Below are 25983 nucleotides of genomic sequence, written 5' to 3'. Positions count from 1 at the left end.
AAATATGAGGGCCTCCGCGTTCCTGCTCGCGCTGCTGGTGGTGGGCATCGCTATCGTACCGGGCATGGCAGCGGGGGCCGACGACATCACCCTCAGCGGCCACGTGGAGAGGGTCAACGGCAGCCCCTTCCAGGGCGTCTCCATATCCATCCGCAACATGGAGACCGACGTGTTCCACGCTCCCGTCCTAACCAATGCCGGGGGCAACTTCGAGATCTCGCTGCCTGCTGGCACCTACGAGATAACCGCCTCCTACGAGGGCTATAAAGCTACCACGTCCTACTCGAACATATCGGCCAGCATCAGCACTCTGTCCTTCGTCCTGTACGAGGTGCTGGGAACGGTGAGCGGCCGGGTTACCGACGGGGTCACCACCCTTAGCAATGTGACGGTCTCCCTCATCAACTCCGTGGCCAACTTCTCTGCTCAGTCGACCTCGCCGTACGGCGCCTTCAGGGTGGAGAACATAACCCCGGGGGTCTACATCATCAAGGCCTCCAAGATCGGCTATAACACCACGGTATACCCGGACCCCATCACCATCGCCAAGGGAAGCGATGTGGTGATCGACCTCACGCTGGATGCCTCCTCCAACTTCTATGGGGGTCTGAGCGGGAGGGTGGTCTACAACGGTAACCCGCTGCAGGGGGTCAAGGTCATGCTCTCCGCCGAGGGCAAGGCCAACCAGGTCACGTCCTCGGATAGCGACGGGAACTACACCTTCAACCAGGTGCCGCCCGGTGCCTATGAGCTCCTGCTGTCCAAGAACGGGTACGTAGGAACATCCTATAGCGTGAACATCTCGCCCCTCACCCAGATCACACAGGACGCGTCCCTGAAGAGGGACTCCCTCCCTGGGACCAGCGGCTTCGTGAGGGACTTCGACCTCTCCCATTCCCTTATGGTCATAGGCCTGGTGCTGGCTTTGACCGTCAGCCTGGTGTCCCTGCTCATCATGAGACGCATACGGGGCCGCCCGGAGCTGCTGGAGAAAGAGGAACCGGAGCCGAGCGAGAAGTCACAGGCCTAGGTCCCTCTTTATCGCGGCCAGGTTCTCCTCCGCCCTGCGGTCCACCTGCTCGTACAGCGAGCTGCCGTGGGCGTCCATGGCCACCACCAGCGGTCCCAGGTCCTCCGCCTCCACCACCCAGAGGGCCTCGGGCATCCCCAGGTCCAACCACTCCACGCGCTCCACTCTCATTATGCCATTGGCCGCCAGGACCGCGGCCCCGCCGGTGAAGGCCAGGTACACGCATCCCCTCTCCCTCATGGCCTCCAGCGTGGCCCGGGACATGCCGCCCTTGCCGATGATGGCGCGGACCCCGAACTCCCTTATGAAGCGGGGCTCCAGGGCGTTCATCCTCGCGGAGGTGGTAGGCCCAGCGGCTAGTATCTTCCACCCGTCTTCCTTCCGGGATATGGGCCCGCAGTGGAACAGCACCCCGTCCCTCAGGTCGAAGGGCACCTCCTCCCCCTTATCACGCATCTCCAGGGCGCGGATGTGCACCTCGTCCCTTCCGATATGGACCCTGCCCTCGACGAGCACCTCCTCCCCCAGCTTCAGGGAGCGCACGGTGCTCTCGCTCAGCGGTGCCTTAAGCTTCCTCACCTCACCACCTCCCACCGCCCGTCCGGATGGACGCGCGCCGTGGCCCTGCGGGCGGCCCAGCACTGGAGGTTCACCGCCACCGGAAGGGAGGCGGTATGGCAGTACGACGCCCCGATCCTCACCCCCAGCACGGTGGTGCGTCCCCCCAGGCCCATAGGTCCCACCCCCGTGCGGTTCAGTGCCTCCTTGAGCTCGTCCTCCAACTCCCGGATGGTGGGATCGGGGTGGTCGTCTGTTAGCGGGCGGAGGAGCGCTTCCTTGGCCATCTCCACGGCGAGGTCCGCGGTGCCTCCGATACCCACGCCGACGATGGTGGGGGGGCAGGGCCTTCCTCCCGCCCTTACCACGGTGTCCAGAACGAAGCGCTTCACCCCCTTCAGACCATCCGAGGGGGTGAGCATGGCCAGTGCGGACATGTTCTCCGAACCCGCCCCCTTGGGGAGGACGGTGATGTCCGTGTACGCCTCGCCTCTCGGCCGGTACACGATGCGCGGGAGACCGTCGCCGACGTTGGTCCCGGGGTTCTCCCTGGTGAGCGGATGTACCGCGTTGGGTCGGAGCGGTACCTCCCTGGTCGCCCTCTCCACGCCTCTGCGGATCCCTTCCTCGATCTCGACGCAGATCCTTCCGGAGACGAAGAAGACGGGGACCCCGGTGTCCTGGCACAGGGGCAGGGATAACTGTTCGGCATCCTCCAGGTTCCTCAGGATGGTCGCCAGCTGCGTCCTGGCAGTGTCGCTGGTCTCCTCCTCCGCCGCCCTGTGGAGCGCATACTTCACATCATCGGGCAAGCGTATCACCGCTTCCCGAAGTATGGTCACCACCGCTTCCTCTATGACCGCCACCAGGTCCATGTTCCAGGGTATCCCCCCGCCGGATATATCACTTCATTGACCGGCATCCAGGATATCCTAGCGTGTCACAGGGCCACAAGGATATATAACCAGGTCCAATAATCACACGAGCCACAGGAGGAGAGAAGTTGGGAGATCCTATAGTTATAGACAGACTGACCAAGGACTTCGATGGTTTCCGCGCAGTGGACGATCTCAGCCTGACGGTACGCCAGGGGTCCTTCCTCGGCTTCCTCGGCCCCAACGGGGCGGGGAAGACCACGACCATCAAGATAATGACCAATCTGCTGGCAGCCAGCGGGGGGTCGGCCGTGCTCAACGGTATCGATGTGGTGCAGCATCCCAAGGAGGCCCTGGCCCAGGTGGGTGCGGTGGTGGAGACGCCGGAGTTCTACCCCTACCTCACACCGAACGAGACCTTGGCCTACCTGGGTGAGATAAGGGGGATGACCAGGGAGGACATCTCCCGCCGCACCAAGGAGGTGCTGGAGACGGTGAAGATGACCGAGTGGGCGGACAAGCGCATAGGCAAGTTCTCCAAGGGGATGAAGCAGCGCGTGGCCATCGCCCAGGCCATGCTGCACGAACCTTCGGTGATCATCCTGGACGAGCCCACGTCGGGCCTGGACCCCCGGGGCATGTACGAGGTCAGGGAGATCCTCAACGAGCTGAGTAAGCATGACTACACCATCTTCATGTCCTCCCACCTTCTGAACGAGGTCCAGGAGGTGTGCTCGGACGTGGCCCTCATCAATCGCGGCAGGCTGCTGAGGTCAGGGTCGGTGGAGGAGCTGCTGGAACAGGCCTCCGTGAAGAGGATCGAGGTCCGCACCAAGCAGCAGATGAGCGGGGAGCTTCTGAACAGCATCTCCAAGCTCGAGGGGGTGCAGGAGCTGCGGGCCTCGGGAGAGAACCAGTTCATGTTCTCCCTCACCGGAAAGGATGAGGAGCAGGCGCAGATGCTGCTGAGGTTGCAATCGCTGGGACTGAACGTGGTCTCCTACAAGGAGTCGGGGCTGGCGCTGGAGTCGCTGTACATGTCCCTGATCAAGGATTCGAGGTGATGATGATGGCCGAAGTGAGTGTGAATTCGACACCCCGAGAGGCGAGGGCGCTGCCGTCCGACCTGAAGCAGGTCGGGGTGGTGGCGAAGTACGATGTGATGAAATATCTTCGCAGCCGCAGGCTCCTGGGCATGCTGATCATCGAGGCCATCGTGCTCATCGCGATAACGGTCCTGCTGGCCACGTCGAGCAACCCCAAGACGGCCGACGGTGTGGTCGGTCAGTACGCAGGCTTTGCCACCATTCTCATCGTGATCGGGGCCACGTTGTTCGGCGGCGATGCCATCGTCTCCGAGTACCAGGGCCGGACCGGCTACCTGCTCTTCCCCAACCCCATCAAGAAGGTGAGCATCATCATCGGCAAGTTCATCTCCGCGGTGGCGGCCATGGTGCTTATACTGGTCATCTACTACGCCATCGCCCTGGTGGCGGGGCTGGTTATGGGCAACGGGTTCTCCACGCTGGGGCTGGCCTCCCTGGGGTTGGCCATCCTCTACGGCATCTCCGCGCTGGCGGTGGCGTTCCTGATCAGCTCGTTCATGAAGGGCACGGCCGGTTCTCTGATCCTGACCTTCGCGCTGTTCTTCTTCGTGCTCGACATCATCTCGTCCATAATGGGCCAGCTCGGAGGGATCAAGCCGTGGTTCCTGCTCAACTTCGCGGGCTCGAGCCTGTCGTACGTGACCACCGATCCCTTCCCTGTGGACTCGGTCGAGACCCTGGATATCGGTGGTGGGCAGTCGTTCACCTTCTACTCCTTCTACCCGGACATCGGCCTCTCCATCGCCGTGATGGTGGCGTACGCAGTGGTCGCCCTGGTCCTGGCATACCTGATCTTCAGGCGCAGGGAGATGTCCGCCTAAACCCCTTACCCTCTTTTCCTTTGACATCGTGGCATCGACCCCAACCTTAATCCCGCGCAAGGCGTTGGTGGCCGGCATGCGAACGGGGATCATGCACATCGGTGACGAGCTGCTAACAGGCGACATCGATCCTTACCCGAAGGAGATCATCGCCATGATGCGGGACAGGGGGTCCAACCTGGACATGCTGGAGGTCCTAGGCGACAGGGAGGACGATATCGTCAAGGGGTTCCAGCACGCCCAGGCCCTGGGAATCGACATCCTGATCGTCACCGGGGGCCTCGGTCCAACACTGGACGATGTCACCCGGGAGGCCCTGGCCCGGTACCTGGGCGCGGACCTGGTAGTGGACGAGGAGGCGGAGAGGGCGCTGCTGGAGGCGCTGTCCCGATGGCACGGCCGGAGCGAGTTGCTGAACGAAATCCAGCGCCGCATGGCTCGCGTCCCCCGGGGTACGAAGGCGCTGAGGAACATCACCGGGGCGGCATGTGGGGTGGAGGCCACCATCGGGGGGATGATCATCTTCCTCCTTCCGGGGTTCCCCAACGAGATGGTGCCCATGTTCCGGGAGCACATCCTACCGCGCATCCAGGAGAGCGGCGACATGGAGCTGACGGTCCAGGTGTGGCAGGGCGAGTCCATACTGGAGCCATTGTTCCAGGAGGTGGTGTCCGCGCACCGCGTGCGCATCGCCTCCCTTCCCTCCACGAGGTGGCGGGAGGAGGGCAATAAGGTCATCTTCAAAGGCCCCCGGGAGCAGGCGGAGGAGGCCCGCTCCCACTTCCTCCGGCTGCTGGAGAAGCTCCCCCAGGACGTCAGTTTCCGATGAAGTACAGGTCCCCCTCGTAGGGGAACACCTTGATGGTGTCCCCCTTCCTCTCGAAGTTCCGGGGATGCTTGATCTCCACCGTCCTGAAGGTCAGGGGATGCATGATCTGGAACTCCCTCTCCGTCTCCATCAGGACCACGGCGTCGAGGACGTCCTTGCTCGTGCCCACCACGTTCACCTCCCTCAGGTCGGAATTGGGTACCACGATCATCTCGTTGCTCCTGAGGTCGCGGACCTTCGCCGACTGCGGCCCGGTGCTGTGCACCAAGTACAGCCGCTTGTTGATTAGCAGGATATCCCGAACCCGGTAGGGCGGTAGGCGCACCAGGTATGTTACGCGGTATATGTCGTGCCCGTCCTTTTGCCCCTGCAGGCTCGACGACTCCTTGTACTCCGCCCCGTAGGTGGACACCAGGTCACGCGACAGTCCTTTTCCCAGCGCTATGGTGCTCACGTAGAGGTCGAAGCCACCGTGCTCCTGCACGACCTTGGCGATGAACGCCTCCCGGCTCTCCTTGGCGACCCCACGCACGTATTCCAGCGCCCGGTTCAGCACCTGCTCCTTCTCCTCCTCGGAGAAGCGCCTGTCCGAGGGGCGCACCTGCACTATGGACTCGAAGTAGTTGCCCTGGATCTTGTTGCACTTGGGGCACACGTTGCGGCGCACCCGCACGGTGGTGTCCAACGTCTCCTCGACCTCCAGGTCGTCGTGCATCAGCCGGGCCACCAGATGCACTTGGTAGTGCTTGGCGTCCATTTGCTGGACCCCTATCTCGAGGTCATAGAGCCTGCCGTCCTGCCGCGCCTGGAGGTTCTCGGTGGCGTAGTCCTTGACCGCTTCCACCTCATCATCGTAGTGCTTCCACCGCTTCCCGATGAGGTAATCGTCGCAGTGTGCACACACGTTCAGGTCCAGGAACTCGGGGATGGAGGTGAAGCGGTTGCTCTGCAGGAAGCACTCCGGGCACAAGGCGCTGTACGTCCTCCCCTCCCGCCCGCACTTGACGCAGAACATTTACATCTTCGCCAGCTGGGCGTGGGGGACCCCAGCGATCCTCAGGATGCATTCGTCGTCGATGTAGCCCTCGCGGATGGCCACGGCCACCGCGCGCTCCCCTACGAGGTTGGCCACGGTGCACATGGTGAGGCGGTTTAGGAGCACGTCCTCGTCGCCTTCCTCGCCCTCATAGAACTCCGGGCATACATCGAGCCTCAGGTCCTCGTCCCTGAGGACCGTACCCACCAGCTCCTTGTCCGCCGCTGCCAGGACCATCTCCCGGCCGTGCCTGTGCATCCTTATCAAGAACATGTCATCCCTCCGATGCCAGCTTGTAGAACCCGGGCGCAGGCGAGTAAATCTCGCCGTTCTGTCCCAGCCGTTTTATGAGCGTCTTGGCGCGGTCCTCGGCAATGCCCTCGGCCAGCGCCGACTTGTATATCTCGTCCGCGGGAACACCTCTCTTGCTGTCGGCGCTCTTCGACAGCTGGGAGATGAGCTTCTTGATTATCCCGATCTGCTCCCTCTGCGAGTGCGAAGTTCCCGTGGCTATTATGTCAAAGTCGAGCTTGTCCCCCTCGCCGGCGATGCGGCGCAGGTAGTACTCCACGATCCTTACGGCGCGCTGCGCGTCATCGGCCGTTACCACCGGCGAGAGGCGGGCACGGGCGCTAGCCTCTGATAAACGCACGAACGCCTCCAGCTGACGGGCGGTTATGGGCACCGAGGCGCCCTCCCCCTCCCCCTGCTTCCTTATCTTCAGGTAGAACTGGGAGATGATGGCCATGGCATCGTCGGAAAGCACGGGGAATATCTTCTTGGAGTAGGCCACGTACTTGCGGAAGAAGTCCCTCTCCAGGACGGGCTGCATGGTGGTGGTGTCGCTGAGGATCTTCTCCCCGTCGACCCCCACCAGCGCGGAGGGGTCGGCGTACTTGCGGACCTGCCCCCGGCGGTGCGACTTCAGGATGTGCTGCGTGATGTTGGCGTCCTTGTCCACGGAAGGTTTGTCTGTGAGGGCGAAGATGAGGTCGAACCTCGACAGCAGCGCCGGAGGCATGTTGATCTGCTCCGCTATGTACTGGTGCTCCTGGAACCTTCCATACTTAGGGTTGGCCGCCCCCAACAGGGAGCAGCGGCATTGCAGGGTGGCGGTGATACCGGCCTTGGCCACGGAGATGGTGTTGCCGCACCACAGGGCCTTGCCGTTCCTGCGAACGTACAGTATGTGGTCGGGGACCTCTACGCAGTACACCCGTCCGCGGTACGGGACGCGCTCCACCGCATGGGGCTGCGAGGGATCGAGCTCCACTTCCACCGCGCCGCCGTCCTCGCCCTCACTCATGGTGACGGTGTACCGGGGCACGGCGGCCTCATGGCCGGACCGGGACCGGGAGCGGTACCTGCCCGGCATGGACATGGAGATCTGGGCGGACATGCCGATCCGCAGTGCCAGCTCCTGGATGTCGTCGGCCAGCCTCCTGGAGCGGGTGCGGAACTCCTGCCCGCTGCCCCGCCCGGGGCCCTCGTAGCCGAGCATGAGCGCCTCATAAAGGATGCGCAGCTGCCGCTGTGGTAATGCCATAACCTCCCGGGGGATGTGCTCCTCGTCCCTCCGGCCCAGTGATGCAAGATATGCGGCGAGGGGACCGTCCGTTACGGTGATCTCGCCGTCCTCGAAGCCCTGCTGGAAGCCCAGCCGCTCGATGCACCCGCCTATGCACTCCTCCTTGGAAGAGGTGGAGAGGTTTCCGATGCGGATGCCGTCCGGCTTCCCGTCCTTGCGGTGGACCCGCCCTGCCGCCAGGTAGTAGCCGAACAGCTCCAGGCAGTCGTCCATCGCCAGTTTCCGGGGCTTGTCCTTCTGCCCGGGGACCGCCGGCAAGGTGAAGCTCTTCGTCTCCTTCCCCTTCCAGGAAGCGCTGGTCTGGAAGCGGACCTTGGAGCTCAGGAGGAGCTCGTCCATGCGGCATAGGGAGTAGGGACCGAAGCCATCCTCGCCGGCCACGGAGACGTACATGTTGTGGTTGGGCGTGACCACGAGGTCCACGTCCTTCCCCTGGAGTCGGTACATGTCCCCCTCACGGCGGACGTCCACGTACATGGTCGGCCTGACGAACTGCAGTTCGCCCTCTTCAGACAGGGCGGCCACCAGATCGCTACTTTCCACGTCCCGGAAGTACTTCCACCCTTGGTCGGTGAGCACCTCGGTGCTCTCGTCGTAGCACTGCGACTCCATGGCCTCGTGCATGGACGAGCGGTCCTGGTCGGTCATCTTGTCCATCTCATCGATGGATGCCAGACCCAGGTCGGCCAGCACCAGGGCGCCGGCCTCCAGGGTCCACCGCCCCTCGCCGAAATCGTCCTTAACCGCAGCGGCGGTGTTGTGCACCACGAAACCGTTGGCCAGGAAGCTGTGGCTGTCCTTGACGGTGAGGTCGTAAACGAACTGAGGAAGCCCCGCGTCCCTGCGATAGACCCGGCTCACCTTGCTCCATCGGAAGTACGTTTCGTTATCCGATACCATGATCGGCTGACCCACGGCCAGATCGGACACCTTCACCCACCCCTCCCTTTCACCATCTGGCTTGCTCCACACCTTGGTCTCTGGAGTGAGCGTCAGCCGGCTCCCGGACAGATCCTCGAGTTCCACAAGAAATGAAGGGGGCTTGATCCGCCATATGGCCTCCACCTCTCGGGACGTCTGGCATCCGTCCGACATGGTGGTCACGGAGCACTGGTCGGCGATCTTCTCGCTCCATTGACCGGGCTGCACTTCCACTGGGGAACGGATGCGGGACTCCACGAAGTCTCCGATCCTCGTCGGTGAGCCGTCCACCACGATGATCGTCTCCGGGGCCACACAAAGGCCGGCGGCAGAGGAGGACTTGCCGGACGCGTAGATGCCGCGGGGGGCCAGCTTGGACATGTATCGGAGCATCTGGCTATTATGGACCACAAGCCCATTGGCTATGAAATTGTGCCACTTGTCTACCTGGAGGTCATAGACCATCATCTCCTGTGGCTCAACCTCCTCAACTTCCTCCACCTGGTCCCAGTAGATATCTGCCTTGGATAGTTCCACCATACGGAACATGAGTTCTTCTGTTTCAACAGATAGAACCTTTTCGGAAGATTTCCAGGCGCTCATTAGACTTTCCATTATCGTTCGGAAGGCCTGTACTGATGGATTTCTATCCCCGGTCTCATAGTGGACCATTGTAGGCCTTGGAACACCCATCTCCCTTTGGAAAAGTCCTAGTTCTTTACGGAGTCTCTCAATCCCCTTATTGACCTTAGGGACAACGTCCAGATTTGTGTTATAGTCCACCTCAGATTGTGTCAGATTAGTCAATCTCTCTTGTTTATCCTTTACTCTTATCGGGATCTTATTCCTGAAGGTGGTTACCTCCCCCCCACCAATCATGAGGCGGTAGTATTTCCTCCCATACTCCTTGCTCATGAACTCTTTGACCCTGGATTGTATGCCCATTCTCAGGAGGAGATGCTGGGTGTCCTCCATAAGCCCCCTCGAGGCAGAAGCAATCGATAGTTTCCTCGAATCTAAACTGACCGATCCTTCGGCATCAAAAAGGCCAGATATGGCTGCTGCTACCTCATCTTCAGGGCACTTGAACAGTATGGATGGCCATCTCTTACTTGATGATATGCCACCCAACATTTGGTTCAGGAAGGATGCCTGCTCCAGCCCGCAAAAGTAGACTTCCTTTGCAGTTTTCTCAGGGTGTGATCGCCTCAACTTGGGTTCGAGACCTATGCTACACGCAAAACATTTTACTTCTTCCAACAGACTGTCATCATTGTTCGTGAAGTAGCTCGTCCCACTATTCTGTTTTGAGATTTGGACATAACCGTCTCCCATCATCAGACCGACGAATCTCCAAAATTCTGGAGTAGTATGTTCTGGCAGACTTAGCTCTCTCCTGTTATTGGCTCTAGATTTCTCGTAATTAATTTCCTGTAGAGATTGGCTCTTACCAAAGATCCTTATGGACCTGGGTGCTGCCAGGAAATCCCCCTCTTTTAATCTCCTAGCTTCTAGACCGACAAGTCCGTCCTCCCAGGTGAAGAAAGGGTGCGTAGGAGTCACAACAATCTGCTTTCCAGACTTGGTCCGAACCTTGATCATCTTGCTAGGAGCTGTCCTCTTCCACATCAGGTCTGCCTTTGCCGGTGCTATCCTACCATCTTCAGTGAGGGACATCACTCCGATGTTCGTTTTTATGTTAATGCCATCATCAATTCTTTCTACCGCACCAGTGCTTTCCGCTTCCTCCACTAGCTTATGGATCTGTTCCATCCTGCCATCTGAGAGAAGTACCCTGGTATCCCCGGTCACGCACTTCGCAACTCCCGGATCTCCGATGAGGAGGATGTGGATGTCGCCCCTGATCCTGGTGCCGTCGTCGAGGTTCTTTGGAACACCACCGAACAGCTGCAGGGCCAGAGACTCCTTCTCTACGTCGTAACCGAATATGGAGGGTGAGATCGAGGCCACGATCTTCCTGAACACATCGGGGGAGTGGGCCACCTCCACGATCCGGGCCTCGTCCTCCGGGGTGATGTGGATCTCCTCATACTCGGTGCGCTGGGATTCCGCGGCGACGATGTCGAGGTTGATGTCGAACAAGGTGGACTTCGCCGGCTGACCCTTCTGCACCGAGCGCAGGATGCCGTTCAGGATGACCCTGTCCCCCGGGGAGACGCTGCCCGCGGCATCGTCCTCCAGGTATCCGGTCAGACGCTCCGGCTGCGCTCCTCCACGCAACCCTTCGGGGCTCTCCTGGACCTCCACCTTCTGGGTGTCCACGAACCGCGACTCCTCGGTGAGGAGCTTGAACTTGGTGGAGCCGGCGCTGCGCCCGCACCCGTCCTGCTCCTTGTAGCACTCCATGGGCTCCTTGAAGAACAGCCCCTCCTGCGCCTCCTTGATGACATGGCCACAGCGGAGGCACTGGAACAGCCCGTCGGTGATCTTCGGCCTCACCTCGGTGGCCTTGCGGACCAGGCCTTCCACGGACACCAGCTTGCCAACGTGCTTGGCCCTGAGATCGCGAATCTCCACTCGGGAGTCCCGGGGGAGGTTGATGAGCCGGAGGTTGATGTCCGCCGTCCTCATCTCCTGGTGCATGAGGTTCTTCAGCGCCTGCTTTCCGGCCAAGAGGCACAGGTCGGGGTGATCGAGAAGGTAAGCGGCGAGGTCCGCGTCGAAGCGGTCCAGGTCGGCGTACACCACGTTGACGCTCCTAAGCTCGGGGTAGAGGTCGGCGACCTCCCTGACCTTCTGCATGTACTCGGTGCCCTGGAAGAACGCCTCCCACTTGGAGACCATGCTGATGTCCACGCCTGGCTTCAGCTTCTCGTCCCTCTGCTGGTCGTCATCAGCGGCGCCGTTCACTACCGCATCTTCCGAGTAGTCCTCTTCCCCTGGCAAACCCTCACGCCTCCCTGCTGCAGAACCGCTTCCTCCCTATCCGCCAAGTAATATAGGTTGATTTCCTCAATCTCCTGTGCAGGACCCGCATCCCTTGGTCTTCTCTCCTCGCACCACAGTTAGGCCTCGACGCTTGATGAACGTATCCCTGGGGGCCCCGAAAGTGCGGGACGACCTCACTCGGGACGCTCCGGGGGGAGGTACTCCATCTGGATGCGCACCACCTCGGCGCTGGTCTCCACTTCCGAATAGCGGTCGAGCGGTTCCTGGTTAAGCTTCAGGAACTGCTCCCCCCAGCCGAACTTGGACAGCGCCTGCACGGCCTGCTCCTTGTAGCCCATGATGTACAGCGACGCGGCCAGGGCCTCCACGCTGGAGAGCTTGAACGGCTTCCCCCAGTTCACGGGGTTGGCCGCGAGCATGTACGGCAGGGACCTCTGCCTCAGGTCCCTCCTCAGTTTTGGAAAGGTATCGATCTGGTTCCACGACATGTCCATCACCATGATGCCATGGGCCTCCGCGGCACGTCGGTCCTCGCGGGAGACGGCCTTCTGGGAGAAGGGCGTGAGGACTATGGCCCCGTAGGGCGCGCGCTTCAGGGACGCGATCTCCTGGGCCAGGTTGAAGCGGATGAGCTTCTTTCCGGTGCACTTCTTGGGATCGCACTGGTCCTCATCGTACACGTACAGGCGGACGGCCATCGTCACGCACTAAGCGCTCTTCGCATAAAGACTTCACCAGAGCATGTCTTTATTTGACCGGAGCTTACACCTCAAAGATGGAGCTCAGCATCCCGGTGGTGGTCCTGTGCGCGGTCTTCCTGCTCATCGCTGTGCGGCAGGTGGGCGGGTACCGCCTCCAGATCTGGCAGGTCATGCTGGGTGGCGCGCTGGTAGTGCTGCTGACCCTGCAGATCTCTCCCTTGGATGCATTGGCGGCGATCAACATCGACGTGATGCTGTTCCTCCTGGGTATGTTCATCGTGGGGGAGGCGCTCCACCGCAGCGGCCTATTGTTCCATCTCGGACACCGGGTGTTCCGCCGGGCGGGGAGCGTAGACGCGCTCGTCCTCCTCGTATTGTTCTCCATCGGCGGGTTGTCGGTGCTGCTCATGAACGACACCCTGGCCATCATCGGCACGCCCCTGGTGCTGCACTTCGCGCTCAAGCAGAAGGTGTCCCCCAAGCTCCTGCTTCTGGCATTGGCCTTCGCGGTCACCATCGGCAGCGCCATGAGCCCCATAGGGAACCCCCAGAACCTGCTCATCGCGCTGAACGACGGCATCGATGCTCCCTTCGTGACCTTCTTCTCTCGGCTGTTCGTCCCGACGATCGTCAATCTCCTCCTGGCATACGCGGTCCTGCGATGGTTCTATAGGGACGAGTTCCGGCGGGAGCTCCCCCCGATGGAGGATGATGGTGTCAAGGACCTCGTCCTCGCGAAGTGGTGCAAGGTCTCGCTGGTGCTCATCATCGCCATGATCGCCCTGAAGATCGTACTGGTGATGGTCCGGCCGGACCTCGACTTCCGCCTGACGTACATCGCCCTGGCCGGGGCCACCCCCATAGTGTTATTCTCCTCTCGGCGTGCCGAGGTGGTCAGGAACGTCGACTGGTCGACCCTGGTGTTCTTCGCCTCCATGTTCGTCCTCATGGCCGCGGTGTGGAACGCTGGCTTCTTCCAGGGACTGCTGGACGGCGTGACCGGCCTGACCTCCCTGCCCATGGTCCTGGGGGTGAGCGTGGTGCTGAGCCAGTTCATATCCAACGTACCGTTCGTGGCATTGTACATGCCGCTGCTGCTGGAGGCCGGCGGAGGGACTACGGAGATGATAGCCCTGGCCGCAGGCAGCACCATCGCCGGGAACCTCCTCATCCTGGGGGCGGCCAGCAATGTTATAATTATCCAGAACGCCGAGAGGGAGGGGCAGACCCTGACCTTCCTGGAGTTCGCCCGCGTGGGCATTCCGCTTACTCTGCTCAACTGCCTAACGTACTGGCTGTTCCTCGAGTTCCTGTAAGGAGGCCCGGGGACCGAAGAAACGGTCCACCCATTCGGATATCTGGTCACGCAGCCGCCTCATCTGTTCCAGCTGCTCTTCGTCGTTCCCCTCGAAGGTCCGGGGGTCGTCGAAGCGGGCGTGGACCTGCTCCGGCGCGGGGATGTAGGGGCAGTGGCGCTTAGCCTCGTAGCAGGTAGTGACCACGTACTCGAACCGAGTGCCAGCACGGATGAACTCGTCCACGCTCTTCGGCGTCTTGTTAGAAATGTCCAGACCGACCTCGCGCATGACCTCCACCGCCCGAGGGTCCAGCTCGGCCGAGGGCTCGGTGCCGGCCGAGAACGCCTGGAAGTACTCCCCGTAGCGGTCGTTCAGGAAGGCCTCGGCCATCTGGGAACGGGCGGAGTTATGGTGGCAGACAAAGAGAACGTTCTGAACTGTCCGTTTTTTACTGTCGTACGGGGCCATGGCGATCGCCCCTGATTATGCGGTCCGGATATGATAAGATGATGCCGGAACGAGAGAACGCAACGTTTATTGTCAATGAGTTCATGGTTATCTTCTCCCCGATGAAGATAACATCTGAACTGATTAAATGATGAATGATGGGCGATCCGAGGGGAGTCCAGCAGCATCTGGCTGCGTTCATTTTGAATGTTGTCAAACATATAGTTCCTGATTCAACGACAGGACTCGCTTCTCTCTGATGAGAGAAGTGGAGGACCCATCTCCACAGGCGTCGATTCGGGCGCTCCCCGCCCTACAGTTATTAAGTATGTTGATCGCAGCGTTAATGTCCCTATCAATGGTGAGGCCACAAGAGGGACAAACAAACGTTCTCTCGCTTAATGGCATCTCGATAATATTACCACACGCTGAGCATGTTTTACTTGTTGGAGAAAATGGTTTATCGAATATAACTTGAGTACCAGCACTTGAAGCCTTATACTCAAGCATCCTTCTGAACTTATACCAAGAAACATCCGAGATCGATTTGGCTGTTCTCTGGCCTACAATCATTCTTGAAATACCCAATGATTCGACTGCGATTAAACGGTATTCATCCACCAACGCTCTGGATGTTTTGTGAAGAAAATCGTTTCTCTGGTTCTCTACTGTTTCATAAGCTGAAGCGATAAGGTCCTTGGTGCGCATCCAGTTATTGCTGCCCTTTACTTTTCGAGAGAGGTCTTTATGGAGCCTCCTGATCCTTTTTTCTGATTTTGCCAGAAAACGAGGATTCTCTATCTTGGTGCCATCTGAGAGTGTAGCAAAACTGAGCACCCCCATATCGATACCGATCTCCCCTCCAGCAGTACGTTCAACTATTTCATCAGGAATGTCGCAGGTAAATATGATGTGCCACTTTCCTGAAGGTTTCCTGATTACTGTGACCTCCTTTATCTCCCCTTCAGTCTCTCTGTGAACGACCGCTTCAATCTTTCCGATCCTCCCGATTTTTACTGTTTTATCGTCAATAATTTTAACTGAGAGAGGAGCGAACTCTATACTACGTAAGCTCTTTTTATATCTGGGAAGCCCTGGTTTTCTTGCCTTACCTTCTTTCCATTCGGACATTTGACGGAAGTAATAGTCTAAACCTCTTGATATCCGCTTTGCGATGCTTGTTAAGGTAATTCGATACATTGCTCCATAAGCAACGTTTTCTTTTCGTAATGATGTTACGTGGTACTCTAGATCATATTTCCTAATCTTGATGCCTTTTTCCAGATATTCTTCCTTGTAGATGGTGAGAAGACGGTTGTATACCTCAGTACCGATCCGAATTTGCTCTTCTAATCGACGTATTTGTTTCTTGTCTGGGTATAACCGATATTCGTACTTTCGAATTGCCATCAATATTAGAACGGGCAATTGTATTAAAAAAGCTTAATCAAAGAGGTCCCCGAAAATTGAAAGTCCGTTGATGATGCTGGATGGTCCATAAAACATCGAAACTATCATATAAAAATATTCCTGCATGACGATTGTCAGACACAAAGCCTTATCCGCCCGCGGCCCATTCACCTTTTGGGGTAAGGATGCACACAGGGTTCGATATCTTGGAGAGCAGTGGCGCTCTCCGACGCCATTGGGTCCGCAGGCTCATCGCCGGGCTGGTGGACATGATCATCGTCTTCGTACCGATCTGGATGGTTCTATCCTATCTTGAGGTTCCGGACCTCACCATCGCCACTGGCGTTAGCGCCGGGGTGGGGTGGTTCCTGTACGCGGGGTTCCTGGAGGGCCGCTACGGCCGCACCGTGGGCAAGCTACTGGTGCGGCACAAGGTGGTGTCCATGCGCGAGCACCGCAACTACCGGCAGACGTTCATCCGGTCCGTCCCCAAGCTGTTCTGGTTCATCTTCCTGCCCTTCGACGTGTTCGCTGGGCTTGCCACGGAGGGTGATCCGCGCAAGCGGTGGTCCGATGGCGTGGCCCACACGCTAGTGATAGCATACTACCCCTCAGTGTCCCGGGCCCGAAAGGTGCCCCGGGCGCAGCCGCGCATGCACCGCCGGGAAGGCAAGTTCGACCTCTGAGCTACCGCAGCTGGTCCTGGAAGAACTTCCAGATGACGGCCGTGGCGTTCATGGTCATGGGGTCATCCTCATTATGCATGCGTACGCGACCTCCCGGCCACACGTGGCCCGCGTCCTTCGATCTGTAGGATAGGACGTCGGCCTTCCTGTCCCGCGATCGGTAGTGCTCCACCAGGACACCGTTCTTCTCCCTGATCGTGGGCGTTGCGAAGCACTCGTTCACCCTGACCCAGTAGTCCACCGCCTCCTCCGCCGGTAAAAGGTTGTACCTGTGGCTGTGGTAGAACGGCACCAGCTCGTCCGCGCCGCCGTTGACCATGAGGACAGGCAGCGGTCTCTTCGGTCTGAGCTCCAGGATGACATCCCCAATGGTGGCGGCCACGGGGGCGATGGCCGTCACCTTGTCGGCGAGCTGGATGCCCGCGAGGTGCGCGAGCATGCCCCCGTTGGACATGCCGGTGATCAGTGTGCCGTCGACGTCGTAGCGGTAGTCCAGCTCGTCGATGATCGCTGAGAGAAAGCCGACATCATCCACCTTCTCGTACAGAGCGTCGCGGCAGCAGAACCAGGCGTTCCAAGCCCTCTCACCCCGGTCCGAGGCGTGGATGCCTATGGGGTAGGCGACGATGACGTCCTCCCTATCGGAGAGGAGAGAGAGTTCGGTCATGGCCTCCATGAGGTAGGGGTTGCTGCCCAGGGCGTGGAGGGCGATGATGAGCGGCGCCCCCCGCGGCTCGGGCGGAAGGTGAAGAAAGAACGATCGCGTCCGTCCGTCGACGAGGAGCCTCTCCATGCCTGGGTGATGGCGAATATGTTATTACAGGTTACCCCTCGACCCACCACACCCAGCCACCGCGCTCGGTGGAGACCTTTCCACTGATGAGGCCTTTGCGGCGCATGACGTTGAGCGTCCTGGCCAGGTCGTCCGGGCAGCGAACGCCCTCCTCCGCTAGTTGGTTCTCGAGTTCTATGGTGGTAAGAGCGTGACCTCGCAGCTTATCGACTATTATGGGGTAGCGCTCCTCCGGGGAGACCATAAGAAGGCATAGGTAAGAGTGTGATAAAATCATTGGCTAGATAGCAAATGGACATAAAAAAATGTCAGGAATAAATGGAATAAAAAAAGAAAGGGGTTAGTTAATTGGTTTAAACGGTGATGCTCTTGGTTCCAATCACGGATCCATCCTGTCCCCATATAATGGTGCAGGTGTACTCACCCTCTGCAAGGTCAATGGTAGAAGCGGTGGTCTTTACAGTAATGTAGTCACCCATGCTGATCTTACCATCCGCACCGAGATCAGTATAAGAAATCTCACAGACCACGGTGTCAAAAGTGACATCAGGGATAGCAGTGTTCATAACCACAGCGCCCCCCATCACACCATCAAAGCCAAAGGCTACCTTGCAATCGGTAAACTGGGTCTCCTTGCTGAACGTACCGAAGGTGAACCTAAGCTCGTCGTTATCAACCTTTTCAACAGATGCAACCGATCCAGTGGGCGCAGAGGAGCTAGTTCCTCCGAATCCCATGACCATTACGTACAATACCGCGGCCAGCACGACGGTGATAGCGACCATCAAAATGGTCGCGATGACCGGGGACACCGCGGAGCGGTTCTTAAAGCTCTTCTTCATCATTGTATAGTCCTCCATTCTTTGGTAGACAAGCTACCAGTATCAGCTACCCTAGTAGCGCTAATAAACATTTTGCTGTGAATATCTTTCTATCGCTCTCGAAATCAGCAATGATAATGATTCTAATATAATATAAAAAGATATAGAGATTACTCTGGGTGCCCCAGGTCGATGACCTGATCGCACACCAGATTGAGCATCTCATGGACCTCCGGGCGCAGCTGCTCCTTTATACTAAGTATAACAGGATAGGCCTCCTTGGCGCTCAGCCCACTAATGAGGACATGAAGGAACTCGGACAGCATCTTGGTGTCGTTGTGGATCGCCAGCGAGTTTATGGAGTCTACAACAACGAGCATGGGCGACCCCTTGAGACGGCGGGAGAGGAAGTCTACCTTGAGGATGACGTTCTCCAGAACGGTCGGGCTCTCCACGTAGATGATCTTGTTGGAGATCCTCTCCATATCTCCCATTATCATCTGCGATATGGTGTCCACGAAAAGGATGTTGGTGGTGTCGATCTCCAGCGCGTCCAGAGAGGCATTTATGGTCGTAGCCGGCACCGCGGAGGTGATGTACACGCAGCTGACCTTCTGGCTTTGGGCGAAGTCGTCCACCAGACCACGCAGCACGTCGAAGTAGGAGCCCATGGGGAACTCCAGAGCGACTGCCACTGAAGGTCCCACATCGTTCAGGCGCTTTGCGACTATAGAACCGACATCCTCGCTCATAGTCCACCTCTTAACAGCGGTGTTACGAGAACGCCGCAGGTGGTGAGGTCGATGACGTACTTGGCTCTTGAGTGACAGGTGGCCTTCATCTTTAACACCTGCATGGTACGCAGAAGGTCCGAACGCCTCTCCAGGTTCCCGAGGATGATGACCCCGTCGGAGATGATGCTCTCGATGCTGGTGCTGGGGTTGGCATCCGCGACCAGGATCCCGGTGCAGTTCTTGACGTACATCGTTTCCGACAGCGTCAACAGCAGGTCCCGGGGGATGGAGTCGTCCTTGATGCCGTAGAAGATGGTGTGGTAGGTGTCGATGACCAGCCTCTTGATGTTGTGCTCCAGGATGTACTTGGAGATGTTCTCCCCCAGCCTGCTGAACTCCTCGCTGGTCTCGGGTCGCCCAGATATGGAGCTTCCGTCCAGGAAGTCGCTCAGTTCCAGGAAGGTCAGGATGCCCTTCTCCATGAGCCTGTTGTCGAAGAAGTCGAACTCCGGTACCGACGCTATCAGTTTCTCCGGCCTCTCCACGGTGGTGAGCACCAGGGAGCGCTCGCCCATGGCCGCACCGCGTACGGCGAACTCCAGGGCAAGCGAGGTCTTACCTACGCCGGGGACGCCGGTGACGAGCACCAGGCTGCCGGTGGGTATGCCTCCCCCCAGTATGGAGTCCAGGCCTACGATGCCGGTGACGCATCTGGCCCGTACCGCGGTATCTTTCATGACATGTGATACGAGACCGGGGGGTAATATTATTAATGAGCTAATTATTATATTTTGAAATAGATAGCTTATACAAGAACCTCTGGATGTATCATTATCGGGGGAAATCACAGCATGGTCGGAGCCGCCAAAGGATTAAGTGATTCCAGAGCGTGCTGGAGGTCATGAGACCGGTCTTGCAGGTGGCTCTGGACCTCATGCACCTGAAACGGGCCTTGGAGATAGCCTCCGAGGCGGTGGAGGGGGGAGCGGATTGGATCGAGGCGGGGACCCCGCTCATCAAGTCCGAGGGTGCGGACGCGCTGCGTCAGCTTAAGAAGGCGTTCCCGGGGCACGTGATCGTGGCGGACATGAAGACCATGGACGTCGGCTCCTTTGAGGTGGAGATCGCCGCCAAGGCCGGGGCCGACGTCATCAGCGTGCTCGGCCTCGCTGACGACGGGACCGTTCACGAGGCGGTGCTCTCCGCCCGGCAGTACGGCGCCAAGGTCATGGTGGACCTCATCGGCACGGAGGACAAGGTCTCCCGGGCCAGGAGGGCCGAGGAGCTGGGCGCGTCGCTGGTGTGCCTGCACGTGGGGATCGATGAGCAGATGAAGGGCGGGGCCGCGCCAGCTGACCTCGTGAAAAGGGTGTCCAGCGCGGTGGGCATACCGGTGGCGGTGGCCGGGGGGATCACCTCGGAGACGGCCCCGGCGCTGCTCGCGGCGGGAGCGTCGGTCATCATCGTGGGGGGCAACATCATCAAGGCCGAGGACGTGGCCGGGGCCGCGCGGCGCGTCAAGGAGGCCATGGCCTCTGGTGAGGCTATCGCCGGCACCACGTCCAAGAAGTACGGAGAGGGGGAGATCGCCCTTGCTCTGTCAAAGGTCTCCACCTGCAACGTCGCCGATGCCATGCACAAGGCCGGGGTGATGAGGCTGATACACCCGCGCATCGATCATGGCGTCAAGATGATCGGCCGGGCCCTGACGGTGCAGACCTCCAAGGGGGACTGGGCCAAGCCCGTGGAAGCGATCGACCGTGCCGAGGAGGGGGACGTCCTGGTCATCGATGCAGGGGGCTCCGAGATCGCCTGCTTCGGGGAGCTGGCGGCGTGGAGCTGCCGCAGCAAGGGGGTCCGCGGCGTGGTCATCGAGGGCGCGCTGCGGGACGTGGACGCCATCTTCGAGATGGGGTTCCCAGCCTTCTCCCGTTACATCGCCCCCAACGCCGGGGAGCCCAAGGGCTACGGCGGCATCGGGCATGAGATCGTGTGCGGCGAGCAGCTCGTCCGCACCGGGGACTGGATCGTGGGGGACGAGAGCGGGGTGGTGGTCATCCCCCAGGAGAGGGCGGTGGAGATCGCCAACCGCGCGGTGGACGTGGCGGAGAGGGAGGTCCGCATCCGCGAGGAGATCAAGCGCGGGGGAACGCTGTCCAAGGTCCAGGAGCTGGAGAAATGGGAACAGATCCGTTGATGAACCTGCACACGCACACGAGGTTCTCGGACGGGGACTTCACAGCGGAGCAGATCATCATCACCGCGGCGGAGCACCACCTCTCGCACATCGGCATAACCGACCACCTCATGACGGACAAGTGCCGCTCCATGTTCGCCGGCGACCTCGGTAACTACATAGATGTCCTGCGGGAGCTGGGGCGGAGGCACCGTCACATCGATGTGCTCGCCGGGGTGGAGATCGACACCCGGCCGGACCACTGCGACCTGGAGAGCCTGCCCATCGACGACCTGAACCGCCTGGACTACGTGCTCTTCGAGTTCGTGCAGACCAAGGAAGGTACGTCACTGGAGAACCTGGAGCCGCTGCTGAAGGACATCAACGTACCCTGCGGGCTGGCGCACAACGACCTGGAGAAGAACTTCGCTCCCTGGGGCCCGGAGGCGGTGGCCGATTACCTCTCCACGTTCGACATCTTCGTGGAGGTCAACACCGCGTGGCCGTACAAACGGGACGGCCTTATGTTCTGGGAGAGGGCCGAAAGGTACTACCAGGCGTTCACCGGGAAGGTCCTGGTGTCGGTAGGCACGGACGTCCATCACAGCCTCGCCGAGGTCTACAACCTCGACAAGGCGTACCATTTCCTTCGGCGGGTGGGGCTGATGGACGACCTCGTGGTGCGCTGACCGGCTCAGAACCTTATACCGCCGGCCATGGCCTCGAGGCGGCGTATCCTCTCGTCCATGGGGGGGTGGGTCGCGAACAGGTTGGCCAGCCCCTTCGCGGAGAAGGGGTTGACGATCCATAGGTTGGACGACGCGGGGTTGCCTACGGTCATGGGCCTGGCCTTGTTGCCGGCCTCCAGCTTCCTGAGGGCCTTGGCCAGCGACATGGGTCGGCCGATCATCATGGCGCCCTCGTAGTCGGCCTTGTACTCCCGGCTGCGCGACACCGCCAGCTGCACCAGCATGGCCGCTATGGGCGCGGTTATGGCGACCACTAGGGCGATTATGAAGCCGCTGTTGTCGCGGTCACCGCCCCCTCCGAACATGGAGCCATAGAGGAGGGTGCGGGAGGCGAAGGAGATGGCCCCGGCCAGGGTGGAGGCCACGGTCATGACCAGCATATCATGGTTCTTGACGTGCGCCATCTCGTGCGCCAGCACTCCGGTCAGCTCGTCATCGTTGAGCAGCTGGAGGATGCCTTCCGTGGCAGCGACGGTGGCGTTCTTGGGGTTGCGCCCCGTGGCGAAGGCGTTGGGGGTCTGCGAGGGCACGATGGCGACCTTGGGCATGGGGAGATCGGCGGTGGAGGCGATGGACCTCACGATACGGTACAGCCGAGGTGAATCGGCCTCGGTCACCACCTTGGCCCGGTAGGACGCCAGAACGATCTTGGAGGAGAAGAAGTACGACACGAAGTTCATGACCGCGGCAAACACCAGGAACACCAAGGCTCCCAGGACCCAGTTGCCCACAAAGTATGTGCCGACGGCCCATCCTACGACGACGAAGATCACCGTCAGGACCGCGAACATCATGAATACACGTAGATTAGCGGAGGCCGCTCCCATGTTACTAACACCTGCAAAGTTCCAATAGACTATCACAGGAGTATAAATCGTTGTCGAATGAATGGTATGCTCCCGGTGAGGCGCGTTGTTAGGAAGGCGTTCTCTTTTTGAGCGCTGGCATGCCCGCGTCCGCCTCGTGGACGGGTCAGCGGCAGAGGGAGCGGAGCATGGGGCCGGCGTAATGGTAGATGGTGGTCGTCCCCTCGAAATGCGCCATCACCCGCCCCTCCTCGATGAGCTTGTCCAACGCCCTTTCCAGCTCCTCTTCCTCCATGGAGGTGCTGAACTGGAGCTCCTGGATGTTGGAGCCCCCGGTGTCCCGCAGCTGGGCGGCGATGACGTCCATGCTCTCCCTGCTGACGGTCCCCCCGGCCGCGGGAGCGTCCTGTTCCCGGACCTCGGAGAGGCGGTAGCGCACCCCGCTGCCTTTGAGCGATATGTGAAGGCGGTCAAGGGCGGGTGCCAGCTCATCCTCGCTGCGTACCTCCAGATAGTAGAACGCGCCCTGGCGCCGCAGTCCCGCCGATTCCAACATCTGATCGATGTCGGAGGGGGAGGGGCCGTCACTGGAGTACTCGAGCGAGATGTAGGCTATCATGGGGGCTGAATCCCAGCCTGGTGGTAATTATGATTTCGTCCATCCGCGCCCTGACTACCGCATTTCTAATAATGCGGAAGCGTTCTTAGCCCCATGGGCCCCGACCAGGCATTCATGAGGGGATGGTTCCAGCGGTACTACCAGAGCCGTCCCCCCAGGGCACCGGAGAGGCTGGACCGGAGGGAGTTCGGGTTCATGTTCTTCGACCGGGACTACGTCCAGAGGCATCTGGGGTTCGGGGAGGTGGGCCAGCTGCACTCCTTCCTGCAGGGGCAGGTGCCGTCCCATACCTACTACTCCTCTGCGTACTACCAGCTGCCCGCCGCGGCCACCATGGAGGAGAAGAAATGGCTGGGGGCAGACGTGGTGTTCGACCTCGATGCCGACCACGTCAAGGGCGCGGAGACGCTAACCTACGCGGAGATGCTGGCGCGCATCAAGGTGGAGCTGCTCCGCCTCCTGGACGACTTCCTGCTGGGGGACCTAGGCCTGGACGTGTCGCACCTAAAGATCGTCTTCTCCGGCGGTCGGGGCTACCATATCCACGTGGTCGATGCCAGACTGGCCACGCTCCGCAGCCACGAGCGGCGGGAGATCGTGGACTACATAGCGGGCACCGACCTGAACATGGAGTGGGTGTTCCCGGAGCGGATCACCAATGTGAAGACGTTCCGTGCCGGGGCCCAGGAGAGCAGGGTGCGCAGCATTCCGTCCATCAGCTCCGGGGGGTGGCGTCGGAGGATGCGCGACGGCATCGTATGGCTGGTGGAGGAGATGCGCTCCCGGGACCTGGATGACCTGCGGGCGCGGCTGCCCACGCTGGCCCAGGAATCGGACACCATGATCCAGGGGATGCTGCGGGACCTGTACTCCAAGAGCGGGAGCAGGGAGGGCGCGGACCTTATGCTCTCTGGCAACGCCTTCTCGAGCTTCACCGACCGGAGGCATCTGGACCTGTTCCTCCGCCTCCTGGAGGTGGAGGTCAAGCCCCGGTTCACGGCGGAGATCGATGAGCCGGTGACCAGTGACATCAAGCGACTGATCCGCCTGCCCCTCTCCCTGCATGGGAAGACCGGCCTCAGGGTCACACCCATGAGCCGAGAGCAGCTGAGCTCCTTTGACCCTCTGCGCGATGCCGTGCCCGACATCTTCCCCGAACGGCCGATCGAGGTCTACGTGCCCCGGCCCGCCGAGGTCGAGATCAAGGGCGAGCGTTTCCGCGTGCAAGGAATATGCGAGGTGCCGACGTATGCGGCGATCTTCATGATAGGCCGCCGCATGGCCACTCTGGAGGTCCCCCCGGAGGAGTGAACGATAATATCCAGAGAGAGGAGTCAGGAGCAAAGATATTTATCTGCATTGTATAATTTTCGCACGATTCTTATGGGATTGAACCGGGAAGCGTTGGAGGGTGGAGTTCATCTGACCCACGTCCGCGCGACCAAGAAGAAGCTCATGCTGGTACAGGTCGCCATCGTCCTGCTAGCGGTCGCACTGCTGACGGCGCTGGGCGGGGAGGTCCAGGTGAAGCCGTTCTACTTCAACATCGGTTCCATCCTGTACTTCATCATATTGATGGCCCTGATCGTGGGTGTGGAGGGGTTCTTCTTCCGCTATCTGGAACTGAAGCACATGAAGAGCCAGAGCGCCAAGTCCTACATGCTCAAGACCTCCATCTACCGCAGCCTCATCATCATCGCCATATCCGGCGCCGTACTCGTCATAGTGGTGGCGCCGTTCCTGGCCAACGCCGTGGCCAACTTTTCCAGTGAGACGGGCACCACCACCACGGCGGCCCCGTTCAACAACCGTGACCCCCTGGGCCTCACCACCGTCGATCACATATGGTTGGACAGCGCGTCGGGGGCCGAGGTCATCATCATCTCCGACTCCAACTATATGTCGTACAAGGGTGACGCTGATGAGCTGCGGCAGTATGCCGTCATGACCACCACAGAAACGTCGGCGGGGGTGGAACTGGAGTTTCCCCAGACACCTTTCGGCATGTACTATATCGTCGTAGATCCCGAGAACCCCGTGGAAGTGTCCTATACCGTGCACCGGACGCCCTCGCCCACCTTCGTTGCCTTCGTCACTCTGTTCGCGCTGGCGTTCATCGCCGCCTACTCGGGATGGGTCGCTTTCGCCTACCAGACCCGGAAGCAGTTCACCAAGGGCGCCATCTACAAGTGAAGGGCGCAGCAGCTGGGAACGTTCTCCACGCGATAGCCTTGGTCAAGGGCCCACTGCACCGTCCGTGGGGAGGGGTTCACCACCCCCGCGGCCCCATCCTCGATGGCCTGCACCTCCACCTCCCACTGACCTCTTGGGCGCATGCAGCCCAGGAGGACCGGGGCGGGGACGGTGGCGACCGCCTTGCCCACGGCGCGGACCAATCGTTCCGGGGGGACGGACCTATGCTCATACATCGTACCCCTGGCCCCCATGAGGCCCAGGATGATGAGGGCGCGGACGCTGTGCGCGGAGATAGTTTCCAGTGTGCCCTCCTCCCCCCTCTCGGACTGCAGGCCCACGCACACGTGGGGGACCAGCCGCCCCGTGGGCTCGAGCAGCTCCATGGTGCGGCAGTAGTCACGGGGGGACGCCTGAAGGTGCAGCGTTCCGGAGATGGTGAGAGGGTCCTGCACGACATCTACGGAGAACGCTTCCGCCCCGCTCGAGATGACCGCCGCCGCGTCCTCCTCGTCCAGGAGCCCGGGGTGAACGTTCACCTGCAGGCCAGTGGTGGCCCTGATGCGGCGGACGGCGCCAGAAAAGTCGCCGAGCGGCACCCTGCCCCGGCGGTCGCAGCCCCCGCTGAGCAGGAAGCCCCTCCCACCCTCGAATGACAGCCTCGCCGCCGCCCGCTCCAGCTCGTCAGGGTCGAGGGCGGGTCGCATGCCCTGAAGGTATCTCCCCCGGCAGTGATCGCACTGCAGCGAGCACCCTTCGCCGGTCACGGAGAACGCTGGAAAGCTCTTTCCAGGACGGTAGAAGGTAACCCTGGTGGCCACATGAGCGCCAAGGACCTGCTATACCAAAAGGTTTATTGGAGTGATTACATTCCGA

The 25983-nt window shown here is 60.2% G+C and carries 26 protein-coding genes; 10 read left to right on the top strand and 16 right to left on the bottom strand.

The genetic code is table 11. The annotated features are described in order from the left end of the window. The first annotated feature begins 4 nt into the window (after positions 1-4). A complete protein-coding gene (locus tag GXX95_08225) occupies positions 5-1030 on the top strand; it encodes a carboxypeptidase regulatory-like domain-containing protein (protein ID NLT38129.1) in 1026 nt (341 codons plus the stop codon). Here GXX95_08225 and GXX95_08220 read toward each other — a convergent pair. Further along, positions 1019-1624 (bottom strand): fumarate hydratase, encoded by a 606-nt coding sequence (locus GXX95_08220; protein NLT38128.1) that lies wholly within the window; start codon positions 1622-1624, stop codon positions 1019-1021. The genes GXX95_08225 and GXX95_08220 overlap by 12 nt on opposite strands. Beyond that, positions 1606-2463 (bottom strand): fumarate hydratase, encoded by an 858-nt coding sequence (locus GXX95_08215; GenBank protein NLT38127.1) that lies wholly within the window; start codon positions 2461-2463, stop codon positions 1606-1608. Before GXX95_08215 ends, GXX95_08220 begins: the two co-directional genes overlap by 19 nt. Before the next feature lie 128 nt (positions 2464-2591). On the opposite strand from GXX95_08215, the gene GXX95_08210 reads away from it, so the two are divergent. The 3 genes from GXX95_08210 to GXX95_08200 are packed head-to-tail and all read left to right on the top strand — an operon-like array spanning position 2592 to position 5219. Next, on the top strand, positions 2592-3527 hold the full coding sequence (locus tag GXX95_08210) for an ABC transporter ATP-binding protein (protein ID NLT38126.1): 936 nt from the start codon (positions 2592-2594) through the stop codon (positions 3525-3527). A gap of 5 nt (positions 3528-3532) precedes the next feature. After that, positions 3533-4390: an ABC transporter permease subunit gene (locus GXX95_08205; protein ID NLT38125.1), complete on the top strand. Its 858-nt coding sequence runs from the start codon at positions 3533-3535 to the stop codon at positions 4388-4390. Between the two features lie 28 nt (positions 4391-4418). Next, positions 4419-5219, top strand: a complete 801-nt coding sequence (locus GXX95_08200; protein NLT38124.1) for a competence/damage-inducible protein A — start codon at positions 4419-4421, stop codon at positions 5217-5219. Here GXX95_08200 and GXX95_08195 read toward each other — a convergent pair. The 4 genes from GXX95_08195 to GXX95_08180 all read right to left on the bottom strand — a co-directional run bounded on the left by GXX95_08195 (position 5206) and on the right by GXX95_08180 (position 12372). Continuing rightward, on the bottom strand, positions 5206-6234 hold the full coding sequence (locus GXX95_08195; protein NLT38123.1) for a hypothetical protein: 1029 nt from the start codon (positions 6232-6234) through the stop codon (positions 5206-5208). The two genes, GXX95_08200 and GXX95_08195, sit on opposite strands and share 14 nt — an antisense overlap. Continuing rightward, on the bottom strand, positions 6235-6528 hold the full coding sequence (locus GXX95_08190) for a DUF424 family protein (GenBank protein ID NLT38122.1): 294 nt from the start codon (positions 6526-6528) through the stop codon (positions 6235-6237). Position 6529: 1 nt separating this feature from the next. Then, positions 6530-11671, bottom strand: a complete 5142-nt coding sequence (locus GXX95_08185) for a hypothetical protein (GenBank protein NLT38121.1) — start codon at positions 11669-11671, stop codon at positions 6530-6532. A gap of 176 nt (positions 11672-11847) precedes the next feature. After that, positions 11848-12372 carry a DUF367 family protein gene (locus GXX95_08180; protein ID NLT38120.1) on the bottom strand — a complete coding sequence of 175 codons (525 nt, stop codon included), beginning with the start codon at positions 12370-12372 and terminating at the stop codon, positions 11848-11850. A gap of 77 nt (positions 12373-12449) precedes the next feature. Here GXX95_08180 and GXX95_08175 point away from each other — a divergent pair, with 77 nt between their 5' ends. After that, positions 12450-13691, top strand: a complete 1242-nt coding sequence (locus GXX95_08175) for an anion transporter (protein ID NLT38119.1) — start codon at positions 12450-12452, stop codon at positions 13689-13691. On the opposite strand, the gene GXX95_08170 is transcribed toward GXX95_08175, so the two are convergent. Both GXX95_08170 and tnpB read right to left on the bottom strand, forming a co-directional pair. After that, a complete protein-coding gene (locus GXX95_08170) occupies positions 13659-14141 on the bottom strand; it encodes an arsenate reductase ArsC (GenBank protein ID NLT38118.1) in 483 nt (160 codons plus the stop codon). The two genes, GXX95_08175 and GXX95_08170, sit on opposite strands and share 33 nt — an antisense overlap. 192 nt (positions 14142-14333) lie before the next feature. After that, on the bottom strand, positions 14334-15530 hold the full coding sequence (tnpB, locus tag GXX95_08165; GenBank protein ID NLT38117.1) for an IS200/IS605 family element transposase accessory protein TnpB: 1197 nt from the start codon (positions 15528-15530) through the stop codon (positions 14334-14336). Between the two features lie 185 nt (positions 15531-15715). Between tnpB and GXX95_08160 the strand changes: the two genes are divergently transcribed. Beyond that, positions 15716-16216 carry an RDD family protein gene (locus tag GXX95_08160; protein ID NLT38116.1) on the top strand — a complete coding sequence of 167 codons (501 nt, stop codon included), beginning with the start codon at positions 15716-15718 and terminating at the stop codon, positions 16214-16216. A 1-nt stretch (position 16217) separates the two neighbouring features. On the opposite strand, the gene GXX95_08155 is transcribed toward GXX95_08160, so the two are convergent. The 5 genes from GXX95_08155 to GXX95_08135 form a co-directional block, all read right to left on the bottom strand. Then, positions 16218-17009 (bottom strand): hypothetical protein, encoded by a 792-nt coding sequence (locus tag GXX95_08155; protein NLT38115.1) that lies wholly within the window; start codon positions 17007-17009, stop codon positions 16218-16220. 31 nt (positions 17010-17040) lie between these two features. Then, entirely contained in the window at positions 17041-17253 is a 213-nt protein-coding gene (locus GXX95_08150; GenBank protein NLT38114.1) for a hypothetical protein, read from the bottom strand. A 109-nt stretch (positions 17254-17362) separates the two neighbouring features. Continuing rightward, entirely contained in the window at positions 17363-17854 is a 492-nt protein-coding gene (locus tag GXX95_08145) for a type IV pilin (protein ID NLT38113.1), read from the bottom strand. A 146-nt stretch (positions 17855-18000) separates the two neighbouring features. Continuing rightward, the gene (locus tag GXX95_08140) at positions 18001-18582 is read right to left on the bottom strand and encodes a hypothetical protein (protein ID NLT38112.1); all 582 of its coding nucleotides are present in this window, start codon (positions 18580-18582) and stop codon (positions 18001-18003) included. Continuing rightward, entirely contained in the window at positions 18579-19301 is a 723-nt protein-coding gene (locus tag GXX95_08135) for a circadian clock protein KaiC (protein NLT38111.1), read from the bottom strand. The genes GXX95_08140 and GXX95_08135 overlap by 4 nt, the downstream gene beginning before the upstream one ends. A 164-nt stretch (positions 19302-19465) precedes the next feature. Here GXX95_08135 and GXX95_08130 point away from each other — a divergent pair, with 164 nt between their 5' ends. Together GXX95_08130 and GXX95_08125 are read left to right on the top strand one after the other, a co-directional pair. Further along, positions 19466-20761, top strand: coding sequence for a bifunctional hexulose-6-phosphate synthase/ribonuclease regulator (locus GXX95_08130; GenBank protein NLT38110.1), 1296 nt, complete (start codon positions 19466-19468; stop codon positions 20759-20761). Next, a complete protein-coding gene (locus GXX95_08125) occupies positions 20743-21429 on the top strand; it encodes a PHP domain-containing protein (protein NLT38109.1) in 687 nt (228 codons plus the stop codon). The genes GXX95_08130 and GXX95_08125 overlap by 19 nt, the downstream gene beginning before the upstream one ends. Positions 21430-21434: 5 nt before the next feature. On the opposite strand, the gene GXX95_08120 is transcribed toward GXX95_08125, so the two are convergent. Both GXX95_08120 and GXX95_08115 read right to left on the bottom strand, forming a co-directional pair. Further along, a complete protein-coding gene (locus tag GXX95_08120) occupies positions 21435-22283 on the bottom strand; it encodes a zinc metalloprotease HtpX (protein NLT38108.1) in 849 nt (282 codons plus the stop codon). Positions 22284-22461: 178 nt separating this feature from the next. Then, entirely contained in the window at positions 22462-22914 is a 453-nt protein-coding gene (locus GXX95_08115; GenBank protein NLT38107.1) for a hypothetical protein, read from the bottom strand. A 114-nt stretch (positions 22915-23028) separates the two neighbouring features. Here GXX95_08115 and GXX95_08110 point away from each other — a divergent pair, with 114 nt between their 5' ends. Then, positions 23029-24225 (top strand): DNA primase small subunit PriS, encoded by a 1197-nt coding sequence (locus tag GXX95_08110; protein NLT38106.1) that lies wholly within the window; start codon positions 23029-23031, stop codon positions 24223-24225. A gap of 78 nt (positions 24226-24303) precedes the next feature. Continuing rightward, positions 24304-25107 carry a hypothetical protein gene (locus GXX95_08105; protein ID NLT38105.1) on the top strand — a complete coding sequence of 268 codons (804 nt, stop codon included), beginning with the start codon at positions 24304-24306 and terminating at the stop codon, positions 25105-25107. Here GXX95_08105 and GXX95_08100 read toward each other — a convergent pair. Beyond that, entirely contained in the window at positions 25098-25928 is an 831-nt protein-coding gene (locus tag GXX95_08100) for a hypothetical protein (protein ID NLT38104.1), read from the bottom strand. The two genes, GXX95_08105 and GXX95_08100, sit on opposite strands and share 10 nt — an antisense overlap. Positions 25929-25983: the final 55 nt, after the last annotated feature.

Source organism: Methanomassiliicoccus sp. (assembly GCA_012719175.1).
Classification (GTDB): Archaea; Thermoplasmatota; Thermoplasmata; order Methanomassiliicoccales; family Methanomassiliicoccaceae; genus UBA6.
The sequence above is the reverse complement of the archived record's forward strand: the minus strand, read 5'-3'. Positions and strand labels throughout refer to the sequence as shown.